23 protein-coding genes and 1 riboswitch are annotated in these 22,834 nt (G+C 68.3%); of the genes, 6 read left to right on the forward strand and 17 right to left on the reverse strand.

The features are described 5' to 3' along the window. Positions 1–4: 4 nt before the first annotated feature. The 10 genes from ABT313_RS16200 to ABT313_RS16245 form a co-directional block, all read right to left on the reverse strand. Complete coding sequence (locus tag ABT313_RS16200; protein WP_350853454.1) at positions 5–403, reverse strand: cyclic nucleotide-binding domain-containing protein; 399 nt, start codon at positions 401–403, stop codon at positions 5–7. Between the two features lie 159 nt (positions 404–562). Continuing rightward, the gene (locus ABT313_RS16205; protein ID WP_350853457.1) at positions 563–835 is read right to left on the reverse strand and encodes a hypothetical protein; all 273 of its coding nucleotides are present in this window, start codon (positions 833–835) and stop codon (positions 563–565) included. Between the two features lie 168 nt (positions 836–1,003). Beyond that, positions 1,004–2,353: an FAD-dependent monooxygenase gene (locus tag ABT313_RS16210; protein WP_350853460.1), complete on the reverse strand. Its 1,350-nt coding sequence runs from the start codon at positions 2,351–2,353 to the stop codon at positions 1,004–1,006. Continuing rightward, positions 2,350–2,985 (reverse strand): VC0807 family protein, encoded by a 636-nt coding sequence (locus ABT313_RS16215; RefSeq protein WP_350853463.1) that lies wholly within the window; start codon positions 2,983–2,985, stop codon positions 2,350–2,352. Before ABT313_RS16215 ends, ABT313_RS16210 begins: the two co-directional genes overlap by 4 nt. Continuing rightward, complete coding sequence (locus tag ABT313_RS16220; RefSeq protein ID WP_350853466.1) at positions 2,982–3,569, reverse strand: TetR/AcrR family transcriptional regulator; 588 nt, start codon at positions 3,567–3,569, stop codon at positions 2,982–2,984. The genes ABT313_RS16215 and ABT313_RS16220 overlap by 4 nt, the downstream gene beginning before the upstream one ends. A 32-nt stretch (positions 3,570–3,601) precedes the next feature. After that, positions 3,602–4,294: a class I SAM-dependent methyltransferase gene (locus ABT313_RS16225; protein ID WP_350853469.1), complete on the reverse strand. Its 693-nt coding sequence runs from the start codon at positions 4,292–4,294 to the stop codon at positions 3,602–3,604. Then, a complete protein-coding gene (locus ABT313_RS16230; RefSeq protein ID WP_350853472.1) occupies positions 4,291–5,493 on the reverse strand; it encodes a 3,4-dihydroxy-2-butanone-4-phosphate synthase in 1,203 nt (400 codons plus the stop codon). Before ABT313_RS16230 ends, ABT313_RS16225 begins: the two co-directional genes overlap by 4 nt. A gap of 204 nt (positions 5,494–5,697) precedes the next feature. After that, the gene (locus tag ABT313_RS16235) at positions 5,698–7,041 is read right to left on the reverse strand and encodes a threonine/serine exporter family protein (protein ID WP_350853475.1); all 1,344 of its coding nucleotides are present in this window, start codon (positions 7,039–7,041) and stop codon (positions 5,698–5,700) included. Beyond that, a complete protein-coding gene (locus tag ABT313_RS16240) occupies positions 7,042–8,016 on the reverse strand; it encodes a sugar-binding transcriptional regulator (RefSeq protein WP_350853478.1) in 975 nt (324 codons plus the stop codon). It abuts the gene before it with no gap. 31 nt (positions 8,017–8,047) lie between these two features. Then, complete coding sequence (locus tag ABT313_RS16245; RefSeq protein ID WP_350853481.1) at positions 8,048–9,505, reverse strand: apiosidase-like domain-containing protein; 1,458 nt, start codon at positions 9,503–9,505, stop codon at positions 8,048–8,050. A 45-nt stretch (positions 9,506–9,550) separates the two neighbouring features. After that, positions 9,551–9,684: riboswitch (FMN riboswitch) on the forward strand. A 90-nt stretch (positions 9,685–9,774) separates the two neighbouring features. On the opposite strand from ABT313_RS16245, the gene ribB reads away from it, so the two are divergent. After that, positions 9,775–10,404, forward strand: a complete 630-nt coding sequence (gene ribB / locus ABT313_RS16250) for a 3,4-dihydroxy-2-butanone-4-phosphate synthase (protein ID WP_350853484.1) — start codon at positions 9,775–9,777, stop codon at positions 10,402–10,404. On the opposite strand, the gene ABT313_RS16255 is transcribed toward ribB, so the two are convergent. The 7 genes from ABT313_RS16255 to ABT313_RS16285 are packed head-to-tail and all read right to left on the reverse strand — an operon-like array spanning position 10,388 to position 17,208. After that, positions 10,388–11,356 carry a transketolase family protein gene (locus ABT313_RS16255; RefSeq protein ID WP_350853487.1) on the reverse strand — a complete coding sequence of 323 codons (969 nt, stop codon included), beginning with the start codon at positions 11,354–11,356 and terminating at the stop codon, positions 10,388–10,390. The two genes, ribB and ABT313_RS16255, sit on opposite strands and share 17 nt — an antisense overlap. Further along, positions 11,353–12,231 (reverse strand): transketolase, encoded by an 879-nt coding sequence (locus ABT313_RS16260; RefSeq protein WP_350853490.1) that lies wholly within the window; start codon positions 12,229–12,231, stop codon positions 11,353–11,355. The genes ABT313_RS16255 and ABT313_RS16260 overlap by 4 nt, the downstream gene beginning before the upstream one ends. Continuing rightward, positions 12,228–13,223, reverse strand: a complete 996-nt coding sequence (locus ABT313_RS16265; protein ID WP_350853493.1) for a sugar phosphate isomerase/epimerase family protein — start codon at positions 13,221–13,223, stop codon at positions 12,228–12,230. Before ABT313_RS16265 ends, ABT313_RS16260 begins: the two co-directional genes overlap by 4 nt. Before the next feature lie 9 nt (positions 13,224–13,232). Next, positions 13,233–14,129, reverse strand: a complete 897-nt coding sequence (locus tag ABT313_RS16270) for a carbohydrate ABC transporter permease (RefSeq protein ID WP_350853496.1) — start codon at positions 14,127–14,129, stop codon at positions 13,233–13,235. Further along, on the reverse strand, positions 14,126–15,028 hold the full coding sequence (locus ABT313_RS16275) for a carbohydrate ABC transporter permease (protein WP_350853499.1): 903 nt from the start codon (positions 15,026–15,028) through the stop codon (positions 14,126–14,128). The genes ABT313_RS16270 and ABT313_RS16275 overlap by 4 nt, the downstream gene beginning before the upstream one ends. 3 nt (positions 15,029–15,031) lie before the next feature. Further along, positions 15,032–16,318 (reverse strand): ABC transporter substrate-binding protein, encoded by a 1,287-nt coding sequence (locus ABT313_RS16280; protein ID WP_350853502.1) that lies wholly within the window; start codon positions 16,316–16,318, stop codon positions 15,032–15,034. Next, positions 16,315–17,208 (reverse strand): nucleoside hydrolase, encoded by an 894-nt coding sequence (locus tag ABT313_RS16285; protein ID WP_350853505.1) that lies wholly within the window; start codon positions 17,206–17,208, stop codon positions 16,315–16,317. The genes ABT313_RS16280 and ABT313_RS16285 overlap by 4 nt, the downstream gene beginning before the upstream one ends. A gap of 118 nt (positions 17,209–17,326) precedes the next feature. Between ABT313_RS16285 and ABT313_RS16290 the strand changes: the two genes are divergently transcribed. The 5 genes from ABT313_RS16290 to ABT313_RS16310 all read left to right on the forward strand — a co-directional run bounded on the left by ABT313_RS16290 (position 17,327) and on the right by ABT313_RS16310 (position 22,831). Further along, positions 17,327–18,769 (forward strand): FGGY family carbohydrate kinase, encoded by a 1,443-nt coding sequence (locus ABT313_RS16290; protein ID WP_350853509.1) that lies wholly within the window; start codon positions 17,327–17,329, stop codon positions 18,767–18,769. Positions 18,770–18,952: 183 nt separating this feature from the next. Beyond that, positions 18,953–19,681 (forward strand): cupin domain-containing protein, encoded by a 729-nt coding sequence (locus ABT313_RS16295; RefSeq protein ID WP_350853512.1) that lies wholly within the window; start codon positions 18,953–18,955, stop codon positions 19,679–19,681. Between the two features lie 11 nt (positions 19,682–19,692). After that, positions 19,693–20,853 carry a Gfo/Idh/MocA family protein gene (locus tag ABT313_RS16300; protein ID WP_350853515.1) on the forward strand — a complete coding sequence of 387 codons (1,161 nt, stop codon included), beginning with the start codon at positions 19,693–19,695 and terminating at the stop codon, positions 20,851–20,853. Beyond that, positions 20,853–22,019 carry a dihydrodipicolinate synthase family protein gene (locus ABT313_RS16305; RefSeq protein WP_350853518.1) on the forward strand — a complete coding sequence of 389 codons (1,167 nt, stop codon included), beginning with the start codon at positions 20,853–20,855 and terminating at the stop codon, positions 22,017–22,019. Before ABT313_RS16300 ends, ABT313_RS16305 begins: the two co-directional genes overlap by 1 nt. Beyond that, complete coding sequence (locus tag ABT313_RS16310) at positions 22,016–22,831, forward strand: sugar phosphate isomerase/epimerase family protein (RefSeq protein ID WP_350853520.1); 816 nt, start codon at positions 22,016–22,018, stop codon at positions 22,829–22,831. Before ABT313_RS16305 ends, ABT313_RS16310 begins: the two co-directional genes overlap by 4 nt. Positions 22,832–22,834: the final 3 nt, after the last annotated feature.

Below are 22,834 nucleotides of genomic sequence, written 5' to 3' on the forward strand. Positions count from 1 at the left end.
GGGGTCAGTGGGCACCGCGGCGCTCGGCGATGGTGGCGTCGATGGCGTCTCGGAAGGCGGGGAGGCGGCGGGTCAGGTCGTCGAACTTTTCGCGGGTGAAGTGCAGGAGCTGCAGACGCGACTTCGCTGTGACGGTTGCTGTTCGCAACGTGTTTTTGCGGACCGCGATCTCGCCGGCGATGTCGCCGGGGCCGAGTTCGGCGATCTCCTTGCCCTTCTCGCGGACCGCTGCCGTGCCGCTCAGGATCAGGTACGCCGCGTCGGGCGGGGTCTGTTCCAGGATCAGCGACCAGCCGGCCGGCACCGAGACTTCCTCGCCGGCCCGGAAGATGTCCCTGATGTCCCGTCCGGACAGTTCCGCGAACAGCGGGAGATCCCGCGGGGACGTCCTACCCAGTGCCACGTCGATCCTCCTCGTCGGCCCCGTCTGGCGTTCCGCCGATGTTTCCAGTCAGTAACTCTAACGGTTTGTCGACGCCATGGTCACTCGCAGGTCCGAAACACGCACGAACTCCGACTCTTCAGCCTGAACCTCCGCCTCTCAGCCCGAACCCTTGGCACGTCAGCCCGACCCCCGACACCTCAGCCCGAACCCCGGTACTTCGGCCTCCGCGTCGTCGGTTGCCCACCGCACGTACCCGCCCGGCCTCACCAGAATCCGGGCCGCAGGCAGGTCCCGGCCCTCGAGCAGCGCGTACCGCCGCCGGCGGGGAGACGTGAGGACAGCGTCCGTGCCGTCCTGGAGCGTGAGATCCGGCATTCGCCGGCCCACCAGCGGGTGATCACCGCCCGAATCCCGCCACTTCAGCCCCGAGCCCGGCACGTCAGTCCGCACCCCGGCACCGCACCCCGGCACCGCACCCCGGCACCGCACCCCGGCACCGCACCCCGGCACCTCGGCACCTCGGCCTTGACCCCGGCACTTCACGAACCCGGCACTTCACGAACCCGGCACTTCACGGCCCGGCCCTTCACGAACCCGGCGCTTCGGCCCGAACCCGGTTCACTTCAGCCCGAACCCTGGCACTTCGGCGTTCGGGTCGTTGGTTGCCCACTGGACGTGCCCGTCTGGTCTTACCAGGATCCGGGCTGCCGGGAGGTCCCTGCCCTCGAGTAGTACGTGCCGGCCGGCGCGGAGGCGTGAGGACAGCGTCGTGCCGTCGGGGAGCGGCAGGTCCGGCATTCGCCGGCCCACCAGCGGGTGGTCACCGGCCGCATAGGCCAGCCCGATTCCCGAGATCACGCCGGCCAGCAGTCGATTCGCCTCCGGTACGGCGAGCAGGTCGACGAATGTCTCGCGCAGACACGCGACATCGTCGTCCGGCACCATCAGCACACCTTGCGCCCGCGTGTTCGCGAGTACGGCGCTCCCGGCCGGATGCCGCTCGTCGTGATAGGTGTCCAGCAGGCCGTGGTCCGCCGAACCCCGCACAACCGCACCGAGTTTCCACCCGAGGTTGAACGCGTCCTGCAGCCCGAGGTTCATCCCCTGACCGCCAGTCGGGGAGTGGATGTGCGCCGCATCGCCCGCCACGAAGACCCGGCCGGCCCGGTACCGATCGGCCTGCCGGGCGGCGTCGGTGAAGCGCGAGGCGTACCGGAGCTCACGCAGTACGACGTGCGAGCCGTACCAAGCCTGCAACGCGGACGCGACCTCATCGAAGGTAACCGGCTGGCCCCGAAATACACCCTGTTGCTCAGGGCCCGTGAACAGCGCGCGATGCACCCCGTCCTCCAGCGGCACCAGAGTCATCACCGCACCATCCCGCGGCACCAGTGACGGCAACTCCCAGCCAGCCTCGAGACCCGAGATGACGACATCGGCAACGACCGCACTGTACCGCCCGTCGCGTCCGGGAAAGCCGATCCCGGCCAGCCTCCGCACCGCACTCCGCGCCCCGTCACACCCGACGATCCACCCCGCCCGGATCGCCGACCCGTCCGAGAACGACGCCACGATGCCGGCCGAGTCCTGCCGAAGGCCCGTCAGCTCGAGCCCTCGCCCTACGACGATGCCCTGAGCAACCAAATGAGACTCCAACAGGCTCTCGACGCGCCGCTGCGGAATCCCAAGCTGGTAAGGGAATCGGGTGTCCAGCAAGGTGTAGTCGAGCGGAACCGGCAACCCCGCGAAGTGCCCCGCCGGCAGCCGCGACGCATCATCAAGCAGCGGCCCCAGGAGGCCACGCGAATGCAGGATCTCGACAGACCGCGGCTGCAACGTCAACGCCTTCGACTGCCCCGACCGCTCGGCAGCCTTGTCCACGAGGACGACGTTCGCACCCGCGAGGACGAGCTCCGACGCCAGCAACAGCCCGGTCGGCCCTGCCCCGACGACCAGAACGTCGTTCATGCGAGCAGATCGTGCTTGCGCGAGTAGATCATCATGAACCCGTAGAGCAGCGCGAACAGCACGATCCACTGGATCGTCGTCACGCCGGGTACGGCGTCGAGCGGCAGCGCATATGCGATCCCAACACGCACAACCGCATCGAAGACCAGCCCAACGCCCCAGACGATCGTGATCAGTCGGATGCCGTGCCGGAACCCGGGCTCACCGTCCCACCGCCCGGCCCACGCCGAGCCGCCGCCCTTGCCGCGCTTGGCTTCGGCGATGCCGCGACCGATCGACAGCAGCAGAGGTTTGCCGAGGGCAACAGTTCCGAGCATCCACAGACCGCACAGCGCGGTGATCACACCGTCCTTCGCCAGCAGCATCCGCGGACTGTGCATCGCCAGCGACGCGATCGTGCCGACCGCGAGCGCGATGATCATGAACACAGCCATCCAGTCGACCCTGCGGCCGCGGACGAGCGAGTACGCCGTTCGCACGACCGGGATCACGGATCCGGCCAGGGTCGCGCCGACCACTCCGACGCCGGACTGACGGAGACCGTAGAAGATCAGCAGCGGCACGACCAAATCGACCAGCACCGGCGCCAGTACAGCTCCCCAGCGCGCTCCAGGCTTGGCATCCACTGTCATCGTCGGGTCGCCAGGTTGAAGGTCTCGATCAGTTCCCGCGCACAGTCATCGGGGTCGGCCCCACCGACGAGGCGGCCGGCCACAGCATCGATCGCGGCGCGCAGGACAACCGCCATCAGCAACGCGTCGAATCGCCGGAACACGCCGGTCTGCTGACCCGCCTCGAACAGCGCGACCAGGCGGGCGACCGCGCCGTCGGACTCCTCGGACGGCACCTGGGCGCCGCCGAAGACGACCTGCTGCACCGCGCGGACATGATCCGGCCGGGCCGCGATGAACTCGACATTCGATCGGATATAAGCGGCGAGCTTCGCCGGCAGCTCGTCGGCGGCCTCGATCGCCGGCCGCATCGCCTCGGCCGCATCGCTGGTCACGCGGCGCAGAACCTCCGCCAGCAGCTCGTCCTTGGTGCTGAAGTGGTACGAGATCAGCCGCTTGCTGCTCAGGCCGGCGACCTCGCAGATCGCGTCGTACGACGTTGCCGCGTACCCGCGCTCCGCAAGCACGGTGATCGTCGCCGCGACGATCTGGTCGCGGCGAGCCGCCGTGCTCCGGGCGCGATCGGTGGCCTGTTTTATCCGCATGGGTAAAAGTTACCCAGGTGGATAAACCTACGTCAAGCTCGAGCCGAGACCAGCAGGATCGGCGGGCGGCGGCGGTGGATGGCGAGGTGCGGGTGGGCGGCGACCTGGTCCGGGGTCGGGAGCGGCTCGTCGAGGGACTCCAGACGGAAGCCGTGGCGGTGGAGGTTCGCGACGATCGAACCGATCGTGCGGTGGTACTTCACCACCCCGTCCACGAACCACGACCGCTCCCGCCGCCCCTCATCGGCGTAGTCGTCGACCACACAGTCCGCAGCGACCAGCGGCGCCGTCATCACCGGATGCTCGATCGTGAACACGAACGCGCCACCCGCCGTCAACCAGCGCGCCACCCGCCCGACCAGTCCCGAGAAGTCCTCGACGTAGTGCAGCGCCATGCTGCTGACCACGAGGTCCGCAGAGCCACGCGCCAGCTCGAAGCCGGCGACATCCGCGCGCAGATACCGAACGCGAGGATGTGCGACCGCGGCGGCAAGCATCTGCTCGGACGCATCAACGGCAACCACCTCCGCAGCGCCCCGAGCAGCCAGGCGAACAGCAAGCCCACCTTCGCCGCACCCCAGGTCCACCACCCGAGCTCCCTCGACCGGCAGATCTCGGAGCGCAGCGTCCATGGCCGGTATCTCCAACGCATCGTTGATGCCCTGGCCGGTGCGGCGCAGTTGCCGATATCCCTGCAGGAACTGGGGGTTGTCGTAGAGGCTCACAGCCAGCGCTCCAGATCGTGGATATCGATCATCGGCAACTCCCACCGCAGCGCAAACTGCTCGAGGTCGGCCGCCCCAGCCATCACCCCGTCGGCTCGCATCACCTCGCAACACACGCCGACAGGCGCCAACCCGGCAGCAACACACAACGCGACCGTCGCCTCGGTGTGCCCTTGACGCTCAGCGAGCAACCCAGGTCGCGCGGCGAGCGGGAACACGTGCCCGGGACGCAGGAAGTCATCCGGTACGGCGTCCGCCGACGCCAGCCGGCGGATCGTCGCCGCTCGGTCGGCCGCGGACACCCCGGTCCCTTCGGACGACGCAAGATCGACCGGCACATGCATCGCCGTACCCTGCCGGTCGCCGTTGCCGGGGATCGGCCCAATCTCCAACCGCTCGAGTACGTCGGAGGCGCACGGGACCGTCGTGTGCCCACACGCCTGTGTGAGTAGGAATCTCATCGCCTCCGGCCGGAACCGCTCACCCGCGAAGACCACATCGCCTTCACCCTCGGCGGTTGGATCCCAGACGACAACTCCACCACCGGCCGCGATCTGCGCAACCACCTTCTGTACGCCGGCCTCGCCGCTGAGCTGCCCGGCCCACGGCAGCTGAGCCACTGCCCGCTGCAACTCCGGCCCGTGCCCCTCACGCGCCATCCGCACCAGCAGATCGCTCTCGAGGTTGACCCGATCGCCTGCGACCAACGCGCCGAGCTTCGTCTTCGTCAGCGTGTTCGGCACGAGCACGACGGAGAACCGGTCCTTGAGCACCTCGGCGACGGTGATGCTGACGCCGTCGACCGCCACCGAGGTCTTCGCCACCAACCGCGCCAGCAGTCGCTCCGGCGGCTTGATCCACACCCGATGACCGGCCGGCTCGACGTCGACGCGCAGTACCTTGCCGACACCCTCGACGTGGCCCTGGATCAGATGCCCGTCGATCCGGTCCCCGATCGCAACCGGCAGTTCGACGTGCAGCGTCGTACCGCCGCAGATCCGGTCGAACGTCGTACGCCGGCGGGTCTCGTCCGTGACGACGACGCTGATCTCACCCGGCGGGCCCGGCTCCGCGGTGAACCTGATCCCGTCGAGGCAGACCGCGCCGCCCGGCGCGACCGCGACGTCCGACCGGACCCGCAACAGGTCGCCGGCGATCTCGGCGACGGTGCCTACATTCTCGATTCGTCCTGTGAACATGCTTCGCTCTCCGCCATTCGTTCATGGCCAGGGACCACCATCCGAGGTCCGAGCTGAAGCGGGGTATCACCGCGTGGCCCCGGTCGCACCGGGTCACTCCGCCTTGCGGCAGAGCCGACGGGCCTGGAACCACGTCCAACCGTCACACCGTGGAATCGCACCACTCGGCAGTAAACCACAGCACGATCGCACCGCGCCCAGGAGTTATGCGGAGCGACGCCGGCGGCGCGGTCGGGCGGTTCGCCGGCGGACCGGGCGGCGCGGGCCTACCAGGCGGGGGCCCGCGAGCCGGTCTTCCAGGCGACGGGCCTCGCGGCGGATCGGCTGGGCGAGATACTCGCCCAGGATCAGACCGGAGGCGAGCGCGACGCCGACGGCGACCGCAGTACCGAGGCTGACGATGCCGATCAAATTGCCGAGGCCCATCAACTCGTAGAGGCCTTTGTAGATCGTGAGTCCCGGCAGCAGCGGGATCGAGCCGGCGACGACCACAACCAGCGGCGGCACGCCGACGCGACGCCCGACGGAGTAGCTGCCCAGCCCGACGACACACGCCGCCGCGGCCGTGGACCAAGCGGGGCCGAACGACGCGCGCGTCATCAGCGTAAAGACCAACGACCCCAGCCCGCCCATGACGGCAACCGGCAGCAATGCGCGCAGGGGTGCGTACGTCGCATAGGCGAACGCGACCGCCATCACCGCGCCGGAGAGGACCATCACCGGCAGGTTCCCGAGCTGGATCGTCTCGGCCTCGATACCGACGTGCAGCCCGAGCTTCAGCCCCAGTGCGAGCCCGAGCGAGACGCCCGCGATGATCCCGCCGGTGAGCAGCATCGCTTCGAGGCTGCGGGCCGCCGCGGTCACGTAGTACCCGGTGATCGCGTCCTGGACGGCACCGGTGAGTGCGATCCCGGCCAGCAACATAATGATGCCTGCGGCAACGACCAGCGACGGCTTCACCGGCGCGTGGACGGCGTACAGGATCAAGGCAACCGCGGTCGCGACGAAAGCGCCCGCGACCTGCTGGTAGAACGCGGGCAGCCGCTGCCGGTTGAACCAGCGGTTGCCGACGTCGATCACGATCGCGGTGAGCACCGCCACCAACGTGATCAGCCAGCCACCACCGAGCAGCAGCGTCGCGCCGCCCGCCATCACGCCCCAGGCGAGTACGGCGCTCCACCGCGGGTACGGCGGACCCGCCGACGTCAGCCTGGCCAGCTCACGCGACGCCTCCTCGCGGGTGACGTCGCCGCGGGCGAAGCGCCGTACCAGCTGGTCGACGTCGGTCAGGCGGGAGAAGTCCTGCGAGCGATACCGGACCAGGCGGATGTGGGTCTCGGGCGCGACGTCGGGCGCGGCCTGGTACGACACCGCCATCGAGGTGAACGTGATGTCGACCTCGCATCCGCGCAGTCCCCCGGCCGCGGTGACACCGAGGATCGTCGCGGTCGCGTCCGCCGTACCGGCGCCGCTGGACAGCAGCACCTCACCGACGCGCAAGGCCAGGTCGATGGTGGCGTAGACCTCCCGCTGCTCGTCGGGCTCCATCTACTGCTCGAGCAGCCGGTGGGCCATCGCGAGGTCGGTGATCAGGATGTTGACCCAGCCGCCGAGCATCGCGGCCCGGATCGCGGAGTACTTGCGGTCACCGCCGGCCACCCCGATCCGCCGCGGCACCGCCAGCAGCTCCTTCGCCGTCACTCCGATCACCCGCTGGTCGAACGTCGAACGCACCAGATTTCCCTCTTCGTCGAAGAACCGGAAACACACGTCCCCGACGGCACCGAGCCGGCGCAGCTCGTCCTGGTCGGCCTCCGCGACCGCGTTCCCACTGCGCTGCAGCAGCGGCGAGGGCTCGAGGCTGCCGATCCCGACCAGGGCGTCGGTGAGCTGTCCCCACGTGCCCAGAACGTCGCGAACCGACACGTCGTTCATCATCGCCCGGCGTACGGCGGGGGTCCCGACCAGCCCGGGCGCCGGCAGGTAGACCGGCATCCCGCCGGTCAGCTCGGCGAACCGCGCGGTCAGCCGGGTGGCCTGCATCTGCACCGCCGCGTCGCCCAGACCGCCGACGATCTGGACCACCTTGTCCACCACCGGCACGCTCTTGCGCGGCATCCGGTCGACGGCGCTGATCAACGTCTCGCTCCACGACGAGATCCCGACCACATGCCCGCCGGTGAGCGTCATGTCCAGGTACGCCGCCGCGCCCGAACCGAGCGCCGGCAGTACGTCGTCGCCCACGCCGAGCGTGTCGACGACGACCGCGTCGCGCAGCCCGTACCGTCCCTGCAGCTCGTCCTCGAGGTCGCTGTGTACGCCGCTCGGCATGGTCACCACGGTGTGCACGATGCCGACATCGACGGCCTGCTTGAGCATCCGCGACACCCGCGCCTGCGACAGGTTGAGCTCGGCCGCGATCTGGGGCTGACGGATGCCCTTCTCGTGATACATCCGCGCAACCTTCGCGAGCAGCCGCAGCTCGTCCAGCCCCGGCTGGCGTACTGCGCGGTTCGCGTTCACTCGACCCCCTCGAAACGTTCAGGAATACGGACTATAGGTCAGGCAGACAGAGGTAGACCCGTGGCGCTCCACCGGCGTCCGGGATCGGGGCGTTCCAGGTGTCGCGCTTGCCGGCGGCGACGATCGAGCCGTCGCGCGGGTCCACGATCGTGTAGGCCAGCGGGACCGTGTCGTCGAAGACCATCACCGGGCCGCCGTCCTCGCGGTACACGATCAGCATCCCGTCCGCGCCGCTGAGCGCCCGCCCGGAGAGCACCCGGGTCCAGTCCGGTGCCATATCGGTGGTCGGCAGGCCCGCCAGGATCTTGCCGAGCATCCCGACGTACGCCGAACCCTCGAAGCCGACCGCCTCCCGCCAACCCGCACCCGGCGCCAGGAAGAACTCGGAGTGCCCCGGCTCGTCGGGATGCAGCCGCCATTGCCACAGACTGCCCGCGCCGTAGACGACACCCATCGTCCCGCCCGCGCAGAGGTTGCTCCACGCTTCGTGGCCTTGCCACCAGCCCTCGGCCACACCGGTCCGGCCGGTGTGCTCGTACGTCGGTTCGCCGTTCGCGACCGCCTTCACCGGCTCGTTGCGCCACATGTCCGCGACTCGCTCGGGCACGTGCTCGCCTGTGTGACCGGTCTGGCACCACTGGAAGTCGAGCCAGTCGGCGTCCTGGTGGGCGTTCGCGCGGATGTGCGGGCGGTAGTGGATGCCGGTCGGCTGCTCGTAGCAATCGACGGCGTGTACTTCGGCGCCACCTGCCGCGGTCTGCCGTTCCTCGCCGGAGCCGTCGCCGCCGACCAGGTAGATCGCCGGCCTCGCCCCATAGCGAGCCACGAGGTAGCGGCAGTAGGCGGCGTACTCCTCCGGTGGGACGACTGTTCCAGCGACGTCGAGTCCCTTCCAGCCGAAGCCTTGGAAGACGGGCTGCAGCACGGGGACCAGCCCGTGCTCGACCAAGATGCCGAGCAGCTCGTCGAGGTACTGGAAGTACTCGACGTTCAACTGGTTGATGTGCCCGTCGGGGAGATCCTCGAAGCCGACGTCGAAGCCTTCGTCCTGCGTCCGGTCCCGCGGCCCGACCGCCCGCATATCCGGCTGCACCGTCATCAGCAGGACTGCGTTGAAGCCTTTGGCCTGCCGATCGGCGGCGTACTCACGCACCTGCTCCGGCGTAGCGCGCCACGGAAGCGCCCACGCAGTGTCGGCAACCAGAACCGCCGGCGTCCCATCAGCGTGAACCAGGCTGCGACCCCCGGAAGACATCCGCCAGAACCCATGCCGGTAGAACGGGTTGGATTCGTCAGCGGTCTCGACGTCGAACTGACCACCCGCCCACACCCACCGTCCGGGCAGCGGTGCGGCGAAACGGACACGACAGATATCTCCACCGTCCCAGAACGTAGGCCGCCGGAGTACGAGACCGCTCTCGTGCTCGAAGTCGACCCAGTCGCCGGTCGCCGGCAGTTCGATCTCGCGCCAGACGGATGAGATGGACATGACACTCCCGGGGTGCTGGTTGCCGTTAAGCTGATGATGAAAGACACACGTGCTCTGGGGTCGGTGAAATTCCGAGCCGGCGGTGACAGTCCGCGACCCGTGACTTCGCAAGAAGGAGCGGTTGACCTGGTGGAACTCCGGGACCGACGGTGAAAGTCCGGATGGGAAGACGCACGTGGCAGCCGCACGTTTCCTGCGCGAAAACAGGAGGCGTGAGGTTTGTCGTTGCCCCGGAGTGCTGTCGGAGCACTGCCGAGAGGACAACGACCGTGAACACCATCACCACCAGCCCAGGCATCAGCTTGGACACCGTCGAACGCGCCGTCGCCGAGATCGCGGCCGGACGGCCGGTCGTGGTCGTCGACGACGAGGACCGTGAGAACGAGGGCGACCTGACCTTCGCCGCCAGTCTCGCCACGCCCGAGCTGATGGCCCTGCTCGTCCGCCACACCAGCGGGTACGTCTGCGCGCCCGCTGCGCCGGAGCTGCTGGACCGGCTCGAGCTCCCGTTGATGGTCCCGGACAACCAGGACAGCCTGCGGACGGCGTACACGATCTCCGTGGACGCGGCGACCGGCGTCGGCACCGGCATCTCCGCGGCCGACCGGGCGCGGACCGTCCGCGTGCTGGCCGACCCCGCGGCGCAGCCCACGGACCTGATCCGGCCCGGTCACATCCTTCCGTTGCGCGCGGTCGACGGCGGAGTACGGCAGCGCCCGGGCCACACCGAGGCCACGGTCGAGCTCGTCCGGCTGGCCGGCCTGTCGCCGGTCGGCGTGATCGGCGAACTCATGAACGACGACGGCACGCTGATGACCGGCGCGGACCTGCGCGCGTTCGCCGACGCTCATGACTTCGCGATGATCTCGATCGCCGACCTGGTCAGCTACCTGGGCTGACGAGCTTGCGGGCGGCATCAGCGATGCCGTCCGCCGAAAGCCCGTACCGGTCCAGCAGATAACCGGCCGATCCGGTCGGCGCGAACTCGGGGAACCCGAGGATCGACACCCGCGCCGGATGATGCTGTACGACGGTCTCCGCGACCGCGCCGCCGAGGCCGCCACCGGTCACGGCCTCCTCGGCGGTCACGATGCCGGCCGTCTCCCGCGCGGCCGCGACCACGGCTTCGGTGTCCAACGGCTTCACCGTCGGCATCGACAACACCCGGACCGAGATCCCTTCTTCGGCGAGCCGCTCCGCCGCCACCAGCGCGCGCCACAGGACCGTACCGTTGCTGATCACCGTGACGTCGTTTCCGTCCCGGACCGTGATCGCCTTGCCGAGGTGGAACTCGTAGTCCTCCGAGTACACCTTCGGCACGCTCATCCGGCTGACCCGGATGAACACCGGCCCCTCCGACGCCGCCGCCCACCGCAGCGCGGCGGCCGTCTCGATCGGGTCGGCCGGCACGATGATCCGCATCCCGTCGATCGCCCGCAACCAGGCAATGTCCTCGACGGAGTGGTGGGTCGGCCCGAGTTCGCCGTACGCGACGCCCGGGCTCATGCCGCAGAGCTTCACGTTGGTGCTCGAGTACGCGACGTCGGCCTTGATCTGCTCGAGCGCGCGAGCGGTGAGGAAGCAGGACGCCGCCGAGACGAACGGGATCCGGCCGCCGTTGGCCAGCCCGGACGCGACGCCGACCATGTCCTGCTCGGCGATCCCGACGTTGATCAGCCGGTCCGGGAACGCCTTGCGGAAGCTGTTCAGCTTGCTGGAACCGACCGAGTCGTTGACCACGCCAACGATCCGGTGATCGGCCTCGGCCAGCTGCGCCAGCGTCTCGACGTACGCGTCCCGGCAGTCGTAGCGGGGCTGGTCGGCGATCGAGCGGGTCTCCAGAACAGTCATGCCAGCTCCTTGAGGGCCTGCGCGAACTCGGCGTCGTCGGGGACGCGGTGATGCCAGGCGACGTTGTTGCTCATGAACGAGATCGGGTGCCCCTTGTGGGTATGGGCGATCACGAACGTCGGCTTGCCCGGCCGGAACGGTACGGCGGACAGCACGTCGAGCAGCTCGCCGTGATCGTGACCGTTCACCTCGACCACCGCGAACCCGAACGCGGCCGCCTTCTCCGGCAACGGGTCGAGGTCGTTGGTCTCCTTGGTGGTCGCGCCCTGCTGCAGCCGGTTCCGGTCGACGATCACGGTCAGCCGGTCGAGCTGGTACTGCGAGGCCGCCATCATCGCCTCCCAGTTCGACCCCTCCTGCAACTCGCCGTCCCCGACGAGCACGTAGGTACGGCGCATCGAGACGTCGAGCTTGGCCGACAGGGCATGCCCGACCGCGACCGGCAGACCGTGCCCGAGCGGACCGGTGTTCGCCTCGACGCCGGCCACCTTCGTCCGGTTCGGGTGACCGTTCAGCGCGGACAACGGCTTGAGGAACGTCGCGAGCTCCTCGACCGGCAGGAAGCCGAACGCGGCGAGCGTGGTGTAGAGCGCGCCGGCGACGTGCCCTTTGCTCAGGATGAAGCGGTCCCGCTCGGGATCGTTCACGGTCTCGGGCGAGATGTCGAGCACAGCGCCGTACAGCGTGGCCAGGATGTCGATCGCGGAGAAGTCACCGCCGATGTGCCCGGCTCCGGCGTAGTGGACCAGCTTCAGGTCCTGGATCCGGATCTGCCTGGCGGCCTCGGCGATGTGCGCGATCTGCTCGGTCCGGCTGCTGTGCGCAGGCAGCCGTCCGAGCACCGGCATGGTGGTGTGTTCGATGGTCAGCGTCATGCGATCTCTGCCATCGAACTCAGCAGCACCTTCTGCACCAGCTTCTGCGCGGCCAGCGCGTCGTGCGAGGCCTGCGCGGCGGCGAGAGCGTCCTCGTCCAGTACGTCGAGGGCATGGTGTACCGCCTTCAAGAAGGTGATCGCCTGCTTCGCGGCCTGGACGCTGTCCTCGCGGAACGGGAACTGGTCCAGCTGCCAGACGCCCTCCCAGTTGTTCTTCCGCAGCGTGTGGAAGAACTCGAACGTCTCGACCAGGTGCACCGAGCCGACGACCATGTCGTCGTCCCAGCCCTTCATGTTGTCGTTGACATCGATCGCAAACAGCCGGTTGTAGTCGATCGCGAGCTGGGCCGCGTCGGCCGGCGTCTCCTGGCCGTACAGCGAGTGGCCGAAGTCGAGCAGGATGCCCAGGTTGGGCAGGCCGATCTTCTCGATCCCGAGCAGCGTCCGGGCGACGTTCGGGAAGATGATCTTCACCCGCGGCTCGCGCGGCTTGTACTCGATCACGAAGTTGATGTCGGGATGCGCCGAGACGAGTTCGCGAAGGCCGTCCAGCGCGAGGTTCCAGATGTCGTGGTAGTCGACCTGGAACGGGTAGTCCCAGCCGTCCTGTCCCGGCCACAGCTTCACGTACGAGCAGCCGAGGTCCTTCGCCAACTCGGTTGCCTGGTGCAACAGTTCCATCGCCTGTTTGCGGACGCCGGGGTCGGGGTTGGTGAACGAGCCCTTGACGAAGTCGCGGGTGTAGATCTCCGGCGTGATCGCGATCGCCTTCAGGTTGTTGCGTTGCAGCGCGGCCTTCACCTCGTCGAGCGTGCCGTCGTACCCGGCGAACGGCCAGTTCAGGTCGACCACGGACAGGTCGCCGACGGCGCCGGCGCGGTCGATCTGCTCGAGCAGGGTGACGGGATCGCCGTACCCGTCGGTGGCGTAGCGGTCCTTGTAGGTGGCGAAGTGCCAGATACCCGCGCCGAAGACCGGCATGTCAGTCATATCGTGTTCCTATCCTTTGAGGGAGCCGGCGGTCAGACCGCCGACGATCCAGCGCTGGAGCAGGGTGTAGGCGATCAGGATCGGCACCACTGCGATCAGGATGCCCGCCGCGAGCCCGGTGTTGTTGTTGGCGAACTGGCCCTGGAAGTTCAGCAGCCCGACCGGGATCGTCTTGTGCGCGTCGGAGTTCAGCAGGATCAGCGCGAACAGGAACTCGTTCCAGGTCGCGACCGCGTCGAGGATCGCGACCGTCACGAGCGCCGGCACCGACAGCGGCAGGATCATCGTGAAGAACACCCGCCAGTCGCCGGCGCCGTCGACCTTCGCGGCCTCGATGATCTCGTCCGGGATCTGCCGGAAGAACGACTGCAGCACCAGCACCTCGAACGGGATGCCGAAGGCCAGGTACGGCCCGATCAGCCCGAAGATGCTGTCGGTGGCGCCGAGCGAGCGCATCATGATGAAGACCGGGACGATCGTGATGTAGATCGGGATCGTCAGCCCGAGGAACACCGAGAACATCACCGTCCGGCGGAACTTCATCCGCAGCTTGGCCAGCGCGAACCCGAGCATCGCCGACACCAGCACACCGAGCGGCACCTTGATCGCCGCCAGGATCGCACTGTTCTTGTACGTCGTGGCGAAGTTGCCGATGTCCCACGCGTCGGAGAAGTTCTTCCAGGTCAGCTGGTCCGGCCACGACAGCGGGCCGTTGCCGATGAAGTCCGCGAGCGGACGGACCGCGGTGATCACCAGCAGCGCGAGCGGTGAGATCCAGAAGATCGCGATCACGGCCAGCACGAGCGTGATCACCAGGCCGCGGCGGCCCTTCGGCGGCGCCGGCACCGGCTCGTCCGCAGCCGTGTCGAGCGGCAGGTCGACACGGGCAGGAGCGATCGAGGTCATGATGCCTCCCTCGTCTGCGAGCGTACGTACGGGATGCCGACCGCGATGGCCACGAGCGTGATCACGACGGCGATCGCGGTGCCGTAGCCGGCCTGGTAGTACTGGAAGACGTTGAAGTACATCCACGTTCCCATCACCTGCGTCGACGTACCGGGACCGCCGTACGTCATCGCGTAGATCATGTCGAAGACCTTGAACGAGTCGATCAGCGACAGCGCCAGCACGATGTAGTGCGCGGGCCGCAGGCTCGGCATCGTCACGTGCCAGAACTGCTGCCACTTCGTCGCACCGTCGACGGTCGCGGCCTCGTACAGCTCGTTCGGGATCCCCTGCAGGGCAGCCAGGTAGAGCAGCATCGGGAAGCCGGTCCGCAACCAGATCGCCGGGATCATCACGGCCCACAACGCGGTCGAGTCCTGTCCGAGCCACGGCTGCGCCAGCCCGTCCAGCCCCAGCAGGCGCAGGAACGAGTTGATCGCGCCGTACTGCGGGTTGTACAGCCAGCCCCAGATGCTCGCGATCGACACGAGCGGCAGCACCGCGGGGGTGTAGAAGATCAGCCGCAGGATCGGCTTCCCGTGCACCTTGCCGTTCAGCGCGATCGCCAGCAGCAGGCCGATGACTGTCGGCACCGCGATCGTGACGACGGTCCAGATCAGGTTGTTCCGGACCGCCGTCACCACGACCGGGTCGTGCGGCAGCTTGAAGTAGTTGTCCAGGCCAACGAACTTGTACGTCGCGCTCAGGCCGTCCCAGTTGGTCAGACTGAACCACAGCGACGACACCGCCGGGTAGACCAGGAACGCGACGTACACCAGCAGCGCGGGCAGGGCGAACAACCACGGGGACCAGCGGCCGCCGCGTTTGGGCTGCTTGGCAACAGCGACTGTCGTTGCCATCGGCTAGCTCTTCGCCCAGGCGGAGATGATCTCCTGCATCTTCTTCGACGCCGCGTCCGGGGCGACCTTGCCCTGCAGCAGGTCGCTCTGCACGCTGAAGTACTGGTCGGCCTGCTTCTTCGGGAACGCCTGGTCCTGGATCGTGTAGAACGGGTTGCTCCCGTACTTCTGCGACCACTCCGCTGCCAGCGGCAGCGTCTTCGGGTCGGGCTCGGCGCCCTTGACCGTGGAAGCGGTGATGTTCATCGCCTTCTGGGTGGCGGGCTGGACGATGAAGTCGATCAGCGCCGCGGCCTTGTCCGCGTTCCCGGACTTGGCGTTGATCATGTAGCCCTCGACGAAGCCCGAGTGCCGGGCCGGCGACTTGTCGGTCGGCAGCTCGAAGGTGCCGAACGCGGACGAACTCTTCTTCGCGGCCAGGATCGCCGCCGCCTCGGTCCATGGTCCGGTGATCGTGTACGCCGTCTTGCCCTGGACGTACCACGGCTCGACATCGGCCGGGTCGAGGGCGAGCGCACCCTGCGGCAGCCACTTCTTGTCCTGCCACTTCTTGAACAGCGTGAACGCCTCGACCACCTCGGGCCGGTCCCAGCTCTCGGCGCCGGTCAGCAGCTTGTCGTGCAGATCCGGGCCGGCGGTGTGCTCGAGCAGGTACTCGAACAGCCGCATGATGTCCCACCCGTACTTGCCGCCCAGCCCACACGGCGTGACACCGACAGCCACCAGTTTGTCGTTCACGGCCTCGAGCTCGGCGTACGTCGTCGGCGGCGCGCTCACGCCGGCCTTGGCGAACAGCGACTTGTTGTACCAGGCACCGATCCCGAGCGAGAGGAACGGTACGCCGGACTTCACGCCGTCGAACGTCATCCCGCCGATCGCGGTGGTGTTGATCTTCGAGTCCCAGCCGTACTTGTCGTAGTACTTGCTCAGGTCCAGCGCCTGCTTCGCCTTCGCGAACGGGCTGCCGATCTGTCCGCCCCAGATCCGCCAGACGTCGGGACCCTTGCCGCCGAGCAGCTCGGTCCGCAGCTTGTCCGGGTACACGGCCGCGCCGGAGCCGGGCAGGCTGTCGACGGTGGTCGTCGTACCGTTCTGCTCGTCGAACTTCTTCACCTGGGCCTTGAGCAGGCCGATCGTCGAGTCGTCCTCGTAGGTGAACAGGCGCAGGTTGTTCGACGCCGCCTGCGTGGCTCCCCCGCCCGTCGACGTACCACCGCCGGTGCAGGCGGACAGACCGGCGCCGAGTGCGGCGGCGGACGTGAACCCCAGGAATCCTCTACGGGTGATCATTGGGCACTCCTTTGGCGGGCGAAGCGGCGGATCTTGGCGAACATGTCCTCGAGCAGGAAGCGCACGTCGACCTGCTCGCAGACCTGGATGGGGTTGTCGGTGCCGGGCAGGTACCAGCCGTCGACACCGAAGCGCGGCGCCGGACGGGTCCGGAAGTTGCCGCTGTGCGGGTAGAGCATCAGGGAGATCGCGGGCGAGTCGCCGAGGGAGCGGGACTCGATCGGCTCGCCGTGGTACGTCGCGTTCCACTCGACCAACTGGTCGATCAGGTACCTGCCGAGCGGGCCGGCGTCGCCGATCTTCTCCTCGAGCTCCGCGTAGCTGACCGACACCTTCGTGTAGACGTCACTGGTGACCTGCCAGACGGTGATGCCCGAGCCGAACACGACGTTGGCGGCGTGGATGTCGTTCGAGAGGTTGAACTCCATCCGGTGATCGGCCGCGTAGCCGTTGTAGCCGCGGCCGCCGATCCAGACCACGATCACGTTCCGCTGCACGATCGCCGGGTCGAGCAGGATCGCCGACGCCATGTCGGTGAGCGGGCCGAGGAACGAGACGAACAGCGGGTCGTTCTCGCCGGCCAGCTTCGATTCGTCGATGATCAGCTGCGCGCCTGGCGACTCGAGCGGGGTCTGCTCGTCCGGGATGCCGGTGGTCGCGCCGTTCGCCACCGGGACCTTGCCGGTCAGGTCGAGCAGGTCCAGCAGCAGGTCGATCTCCTCGCGGGACTCCGCCATGCTCCGGTCCGACCGGTGGGTGCCGAAGTGCGCGGGAATCAGGCCGCGGATGTCGAAGGTCGGCGACAACAGCCCGTGCACGATCGCGAACTGGTCGTCGGCCTCGTTCTTGGCATCGGTGTTGATGATCACCCGGCGTCTGCTCGGCTTCACTCGCGCTCCCTTCCCTTCGGTCTACGAATAGATATTCAGTAGTGCATAAGCTGTCGCCATGAGTGTCACCACGACGCTAGAGTCCCGTCAAGAGCTCGGTTGAAAGTTGGAGGGACGGATGGTCCAGGCGGTACTCGCGATCGACCAGGGCACGACCAACTCCAAGGCGGTGCTCGTGAGCGCCGACGGCCGCGTACTCGCGACCGGCTCCGCGCCGGTCGGACTGTCCACACCCCGTCCGGGCTGGGTCGAGCAGGACGCGGACGATCTCTGGCAGAGCGTGCTAACGGCGATCGCAACCTGCCTGGCCCGCGCAACCTCGGCGACCTCCGGCGCCCCCGTTCCCGCGGCCTCCGCCGTCGAGCTTGTCGGGATTGCGCTCTCGACTCAGCGCGAGTCCGTGGTCGGCTGGAGCCGGTCAGGGCAGCCGGTCGGCCCGGTCCTGGGCTGGCAGGACGCCCGTACCGCCGCCTGGTGTGCCCAACTCCCTTCCACCGTTGACGATCTGGTCCGTCGACGGACCGGGCTCCGGGTGGATGCGATGTTCTCGGCACCGAAGATGCGCTGGCTCCTCGATCAGTCCGACGCCCTCCTCGGCACCGTCGACTCGTGGCTGATCCATCGCCTGACTGGTTGCCGTGAGCATCTGATCGAGGCCGGGAACGCCTCGCGGACCTTGCTTTTCGACGTACGGGAGCTGGACTGGTCGCCGGAGTTGCTCGACGCGTTCGGCGTACCGCGGGCGGTGTTGCCCGACGTACGGCGGTCCGATGCGGGTTTCGGCGTGACCGCCGGCGTGCCGGGTCTGCCGGACGGGGTTCCGATCATCGCCGTACTCGCGGATTCGCATGCGGCGATGTACGGACAGGGCTGCACGCGAGCCGGGATGGTGAAGGCGACGTACGGCACCGGGTCGTCGGTGATGACGCCGGTCGACGGCTTCGTCGAGACCGGCTGCACGCTGGCGTGGCTAACCGATCGACCGGTCTACGCGCTCGAGGGAAACATCGTGTCATCGGGCGCGGCACTCGCCTGGACGGCCGATCTCCTCGGTCTGCCCGACGTCGGCGCCCTCGTCGATCTCGCCGCGACCGTGCCATCGGCGGAAGGCGTCGTACTAGTGCCGGCCTTTGCCGGTTTGGGCGCACCACACTGGGACCGCGAGGCGCGGGCAGCGCTGACCGGCATGAACAGCTCGACGACCCGCGCCCACATCGCCCGAGCAGCCGTCGACGCCGTCGCCCACCAGATCTGCGACATCACCGACACCATCCCCGCCCCGGTAAAGAGCCTGAACGCCGACGGCGGCGCAACCGCCTCCGACCTCCTGATGCAAACCCAGGCCAACCTCCTCGGCCACCCAGTCGCGGCCGCCGACGTACCAGAAGTCTCCGCCCTCGGCGCCGCCGAACTCGCATGGACAACCTTGGGTACGACGACCGGCTGGGCCGCGCGACGCTCGTACCGGACGTTCGAGCCCAGGCTCGACGCCGTCACTCGGGCCGAGCTTCGCGCCGCCTGGTCCGCGGCCGTCGCGAGCGTCCGCGCTTCTGCGCTCTAACGACATCTCGACAGGACGCATACGTCCACTGCCGCCCGCGGCCGCAGGTAACTCGCTGTCACCGGGCGTGCGTGGCGGAGATCGCTTTCCATTGCAGGTTGACTGGCTGTATTGCCGCACCTATGGTTACGGGCACAGGCTGTGGAAAGCCCTTTCCCAGGCAGGCTCAGGAGGGAGGCGTGCGTGTGTGAGGTCGAGTTCGGGCCGGCCATGCCGCTGCCGGGCGGGATCGGTATCTCGAAGCTGACGGTGTACGACGCCGAGGCCTCCGACGGCGTGGTCGGCGGTACGCCGCATGTTCACCTGGCCTGCTCCGAGGGGTACTACGTGCTCGCGGGCGACGGCGCCGTACAAACGCTGTCCACGAAGGGCTACAGCGAGACCCCGCTGCAGGCGGGTGCCGTGGTCTGGTTCGGGCCGGGGATGATCCACCGGCTCGTCAATCGCGGCGGGCTCGAGATTCTCGCGCTGATGTCGAACTCCGGTCTGCCTGAAGCCGGCGATGCCGTGATGACGCTGCCGCCGGAGTACCTGGCCGACCGGGAGACGTACTTGGCCGCGACCGCACTCACCGACGAGGCGCGGACGGAGTCGGCGATGGCTCGGCGCGAGCTGGCCGTGCAGGGGTACGGCGTACTGCGGGAACGGTACGAGGCGGACGGGCCGTCCGCGCTGGACGACTTCTACGCGGCCGCGATCCGGATCGTGCAGCCGCAGCTCGCGGACTGGCGGAAGCGGTGGGAGCACGGTCCGCGCCGCCTCGCCGACGAGACCGCGGCCGCACTGGACGCCCTGGAGGCCGGTACCGCGCCGCACCTGGAGACAGCTGAGCTGCACCAACTTCCTGCACCTACTGAGTCCGGCCTGCACGGCATGTGCGGCCGCCTCGACGTTTATGACACTCGAGCGTGAGAGGTACGACAGTGAACGAGCGACGCATCGGCATCGTGATGAACGGCGTCACCGGCCGGATGGGCCTGCGCCAGCACCTCGAGCGTTCCATCGTGGCGATCCGGGAGCAGGGCGGACTGCCCGCCGCGGACGGCACGATGATCATCCCCGAACCGATCCTGGTCGGCCGCAACGAGCTCAAGCTGCGCCGGATCGCCGAACAGTACGGGCTGGAGCGGTGGACCACCGACCTGGCCGAGGCGCTGGCCGAGCCGGACGTCGAGATCTACTTCGACTCGCAGCTCACGCAGCTGCGCGAGAAGGGCGTTCGCGCCGCGGTCGAGGCCGGTAAGGCCATCTACTGCGAGAAGCCGATCGCCGAGAGCCTGGACGCGGCGGTCGACCTGGCCCGGACGGTGATCGACTCCGGGCTGAAGAACGGCGTCGTGATGGACAAGCTGTCACTGCCCGGCCTGCGCAAGCTGAAGCGGCTGGTCGACGGCGGCTTCTTCGGCCGGATCCTGTCGGTCCGCGGCGAGTTCGGCTACTGGGTCTTCGAGGGCGACTGGCAGGAGGCGCAGCGGCCGTCGTGGAACTACAAGTCCGAAGAGGGCGGCGGCATCATCCTCGACATGTTCTGCCACTGGCGGTACGTGCTCGACCAGACGTTCGGGCCGGTCAGGTCCGTGTACTGCCAGGGCGCGACCCACATTCCTGAGCGGGTCGACGAGCAGGGCGACAAGTACGCCGCGACCGCGGACGATGCGGCGTACGGCGTGTTCGAGCTCGAGGGCGGGATCGTCGCGCAGATGAACTCTTCGTGGGCGACGCGGGTGTTCCGGGACGAGCTGGTCGAGTTCCACGTGGACGGGACCGAGGGGTCCGCGGTCGCGGGGTTGCGGCGGTGCCGGGCGCAGCACCGGTCGGCTACTCCTAAGCCGGTGTGGAACCCGGATCTGCCGGCGACGGAGAAGTTCCGGGAGCAGTGGGCCGAGGTGCCGGACAACGAGCCCTTCGACAACGGCTTCAAGGTGCAGTGGGAGATGTTCCTGCGTCACGTGGTGGACGACGCTCCGTTCACGTGGGACTTCGTCGAGGCCGCCAAGGGTGTGCAGCTGGCGGAACTCGGTCTGCAGTCGTGGCACGAGGGCCGCAAGCTCGAAGTCCCCAAGCTCGACCTCGAGGCCCGTTGATGACGCTAGAACTCAAGCTACCCACAAGCGCAGAAAACGGAAGTGCGCTGGAGAGCTATCGGTTGTCGGGGACGCCGGTTGCTCGGGGCACGTATTCTCCTGCGCGGTCGCGGGTGGCGTTTGCGGCGGCTCATGTGGTTGCGGATCCGTTGGGGGAGAATTCGCCGGGGGCTCCGGCGGTGGTGGATTGGGAGCATACGCTGGGGTTTCGGCGGTATCTGTGGTCGTTGGGGTTGTCTGTGGCCGAGGCGATGGATACGGCGCAGCGTGGGATGGGGCTGGACTGGGCGGCTACGCAGGAGCTGATCCGGCGGTCGGCGGCCGAGGCACCGGACGGGCGGATCGCGGTCGGCGCGGGCACGGATCAGCTTGCTGCTGGCAAGCATTCGCTGGAAGACGTGATCTCGGCGTACGAAGAGCAGTTCGCGGTCGCGGAGGCGGCGGGCGCGCAGCCGATCATGATGGCCAGTCGTGCGCTGTGTTCGGCAGCCGAATCGCCCGACGACTACCGCAAGGTCTACGACCGGCTGCTGACACAGTCGACCAAGCCGGTGATCCTGCACTGGCTCGGCCCCATGTTCGACCCCGCCCTGGAAGGCTACTGGGGCAGCGCATCGTTCGAGTCGGCCGCCGACACGGTCGTTGGCCTGATCAACGACAACGCGGCCAAGGTCGACGGCGTCAAGATCTCGTTGCTCGACGCATCGTATGAAGTTGCCCTTCGCAACCGCCTCCCCGAAGGCGTCCGGCTCTACACCGGCGACGACTTCAACTATCCCGAGCTGCTCCGCGGCGACGAGAACCGCCACAGCGACGCCCTCCTCGGCATCTTCGCGGCAATCGCCCCCGCCGCCGCGGCCGCCCTGAAGGCCCTGGACGACGACGATCTGGCCGAGTACGAGCGGGTGTTCGCGCCTACCGTCCCGCTCGCCAGGCAGATCTTCTCCGCGCCGACGTACTACTACAAGACCGGAATCGCCTTCCTGGCTTGGCTGAACGGGCACCAGCCCGGTTTCACGATGGTCGGCGGCCTGCAGACGGGACGCTCGCTCCCGCATCTCGCCGACACCTTCCGCCTGGCCGACCAAGCCGGCGTACTCACCGATCCTGAGCTCGCCGTCGACCGGTTCCGCCGGCTGTTGCGCGTGAGCGGTGTCGACGCATGAACAGATACAGCCTGAACCAGGCGACCACGAAGTACTGGCCACTCGAGGACGTCGTCGCGGCGAGCTCCAACGCCGGCCTGGAATGGATCGGCCTGTGGCGCGAGCCCATCCAGGAGTACGGCGTCGACAAGGCCGCGAAGCTCGTCGCCGACGCCGGCCTGAAGGTCTCGTCGCTGTGCCGGAGCGGATTCTTCACCTCGACCGATCCGGCCGAACGCAAGGCGAAAATCGACGACAACCGGCGCGCGATCGACGAAGCAGCAACCATCGGTACGTCGGTCGTCATTCTCGTCAGCGGCGGCCTGCCCCCGGGCTCCCGTGATCTCGACGGAGCACGCGGCATGGTGCGCGACGGCCTCGCCGAGCTGGCGCCGTACGCCGCGGAACGCGGGGTCAAACTCGGCATCGAGCCGCTGCATCCCATGTTCTGCTCGGACCGTTGTGTGGTGTCGTCGCTCGGCGGCGCGCTGGACCTGGCCGAGCAGTTCCCCGCGTCGCAGGTCGGCGTGATCGTGGACGCGTACCACCTGTGGTGGGACGCGGACGTGTACCGGCAGATCGAGCGGGCCGGCGAGCGGATCCTGTCGTACCAGGTCAGCGACTGGGTCGTCCCGCTGCCCGCGGACACGCTGCTCGGGCGCGGCATGATGGGCGACGGCTCGATCGAGCTGCGCCGGCTGCGCGAGGCGTGCGACGCCGCGGGGTACGCCGGGCCGATCGAGGTCGAGATCTTCAACCAGCAACTGTGGGACGCGCCCGGCCAGGAGGTCTTCGACCTGGCACTGGCGCGGTACAAGGAACACGTCATCTAGTTA

The sequence above is a fragment of the Kribbella sp. NPDC000426 genome (assembly GCF_040300265.1).
Classification (GTDB): Bacteria; Actinomycetota; Actinomycetes; order Propionibacteriales; family Kribbellaceae; genus Kribbella.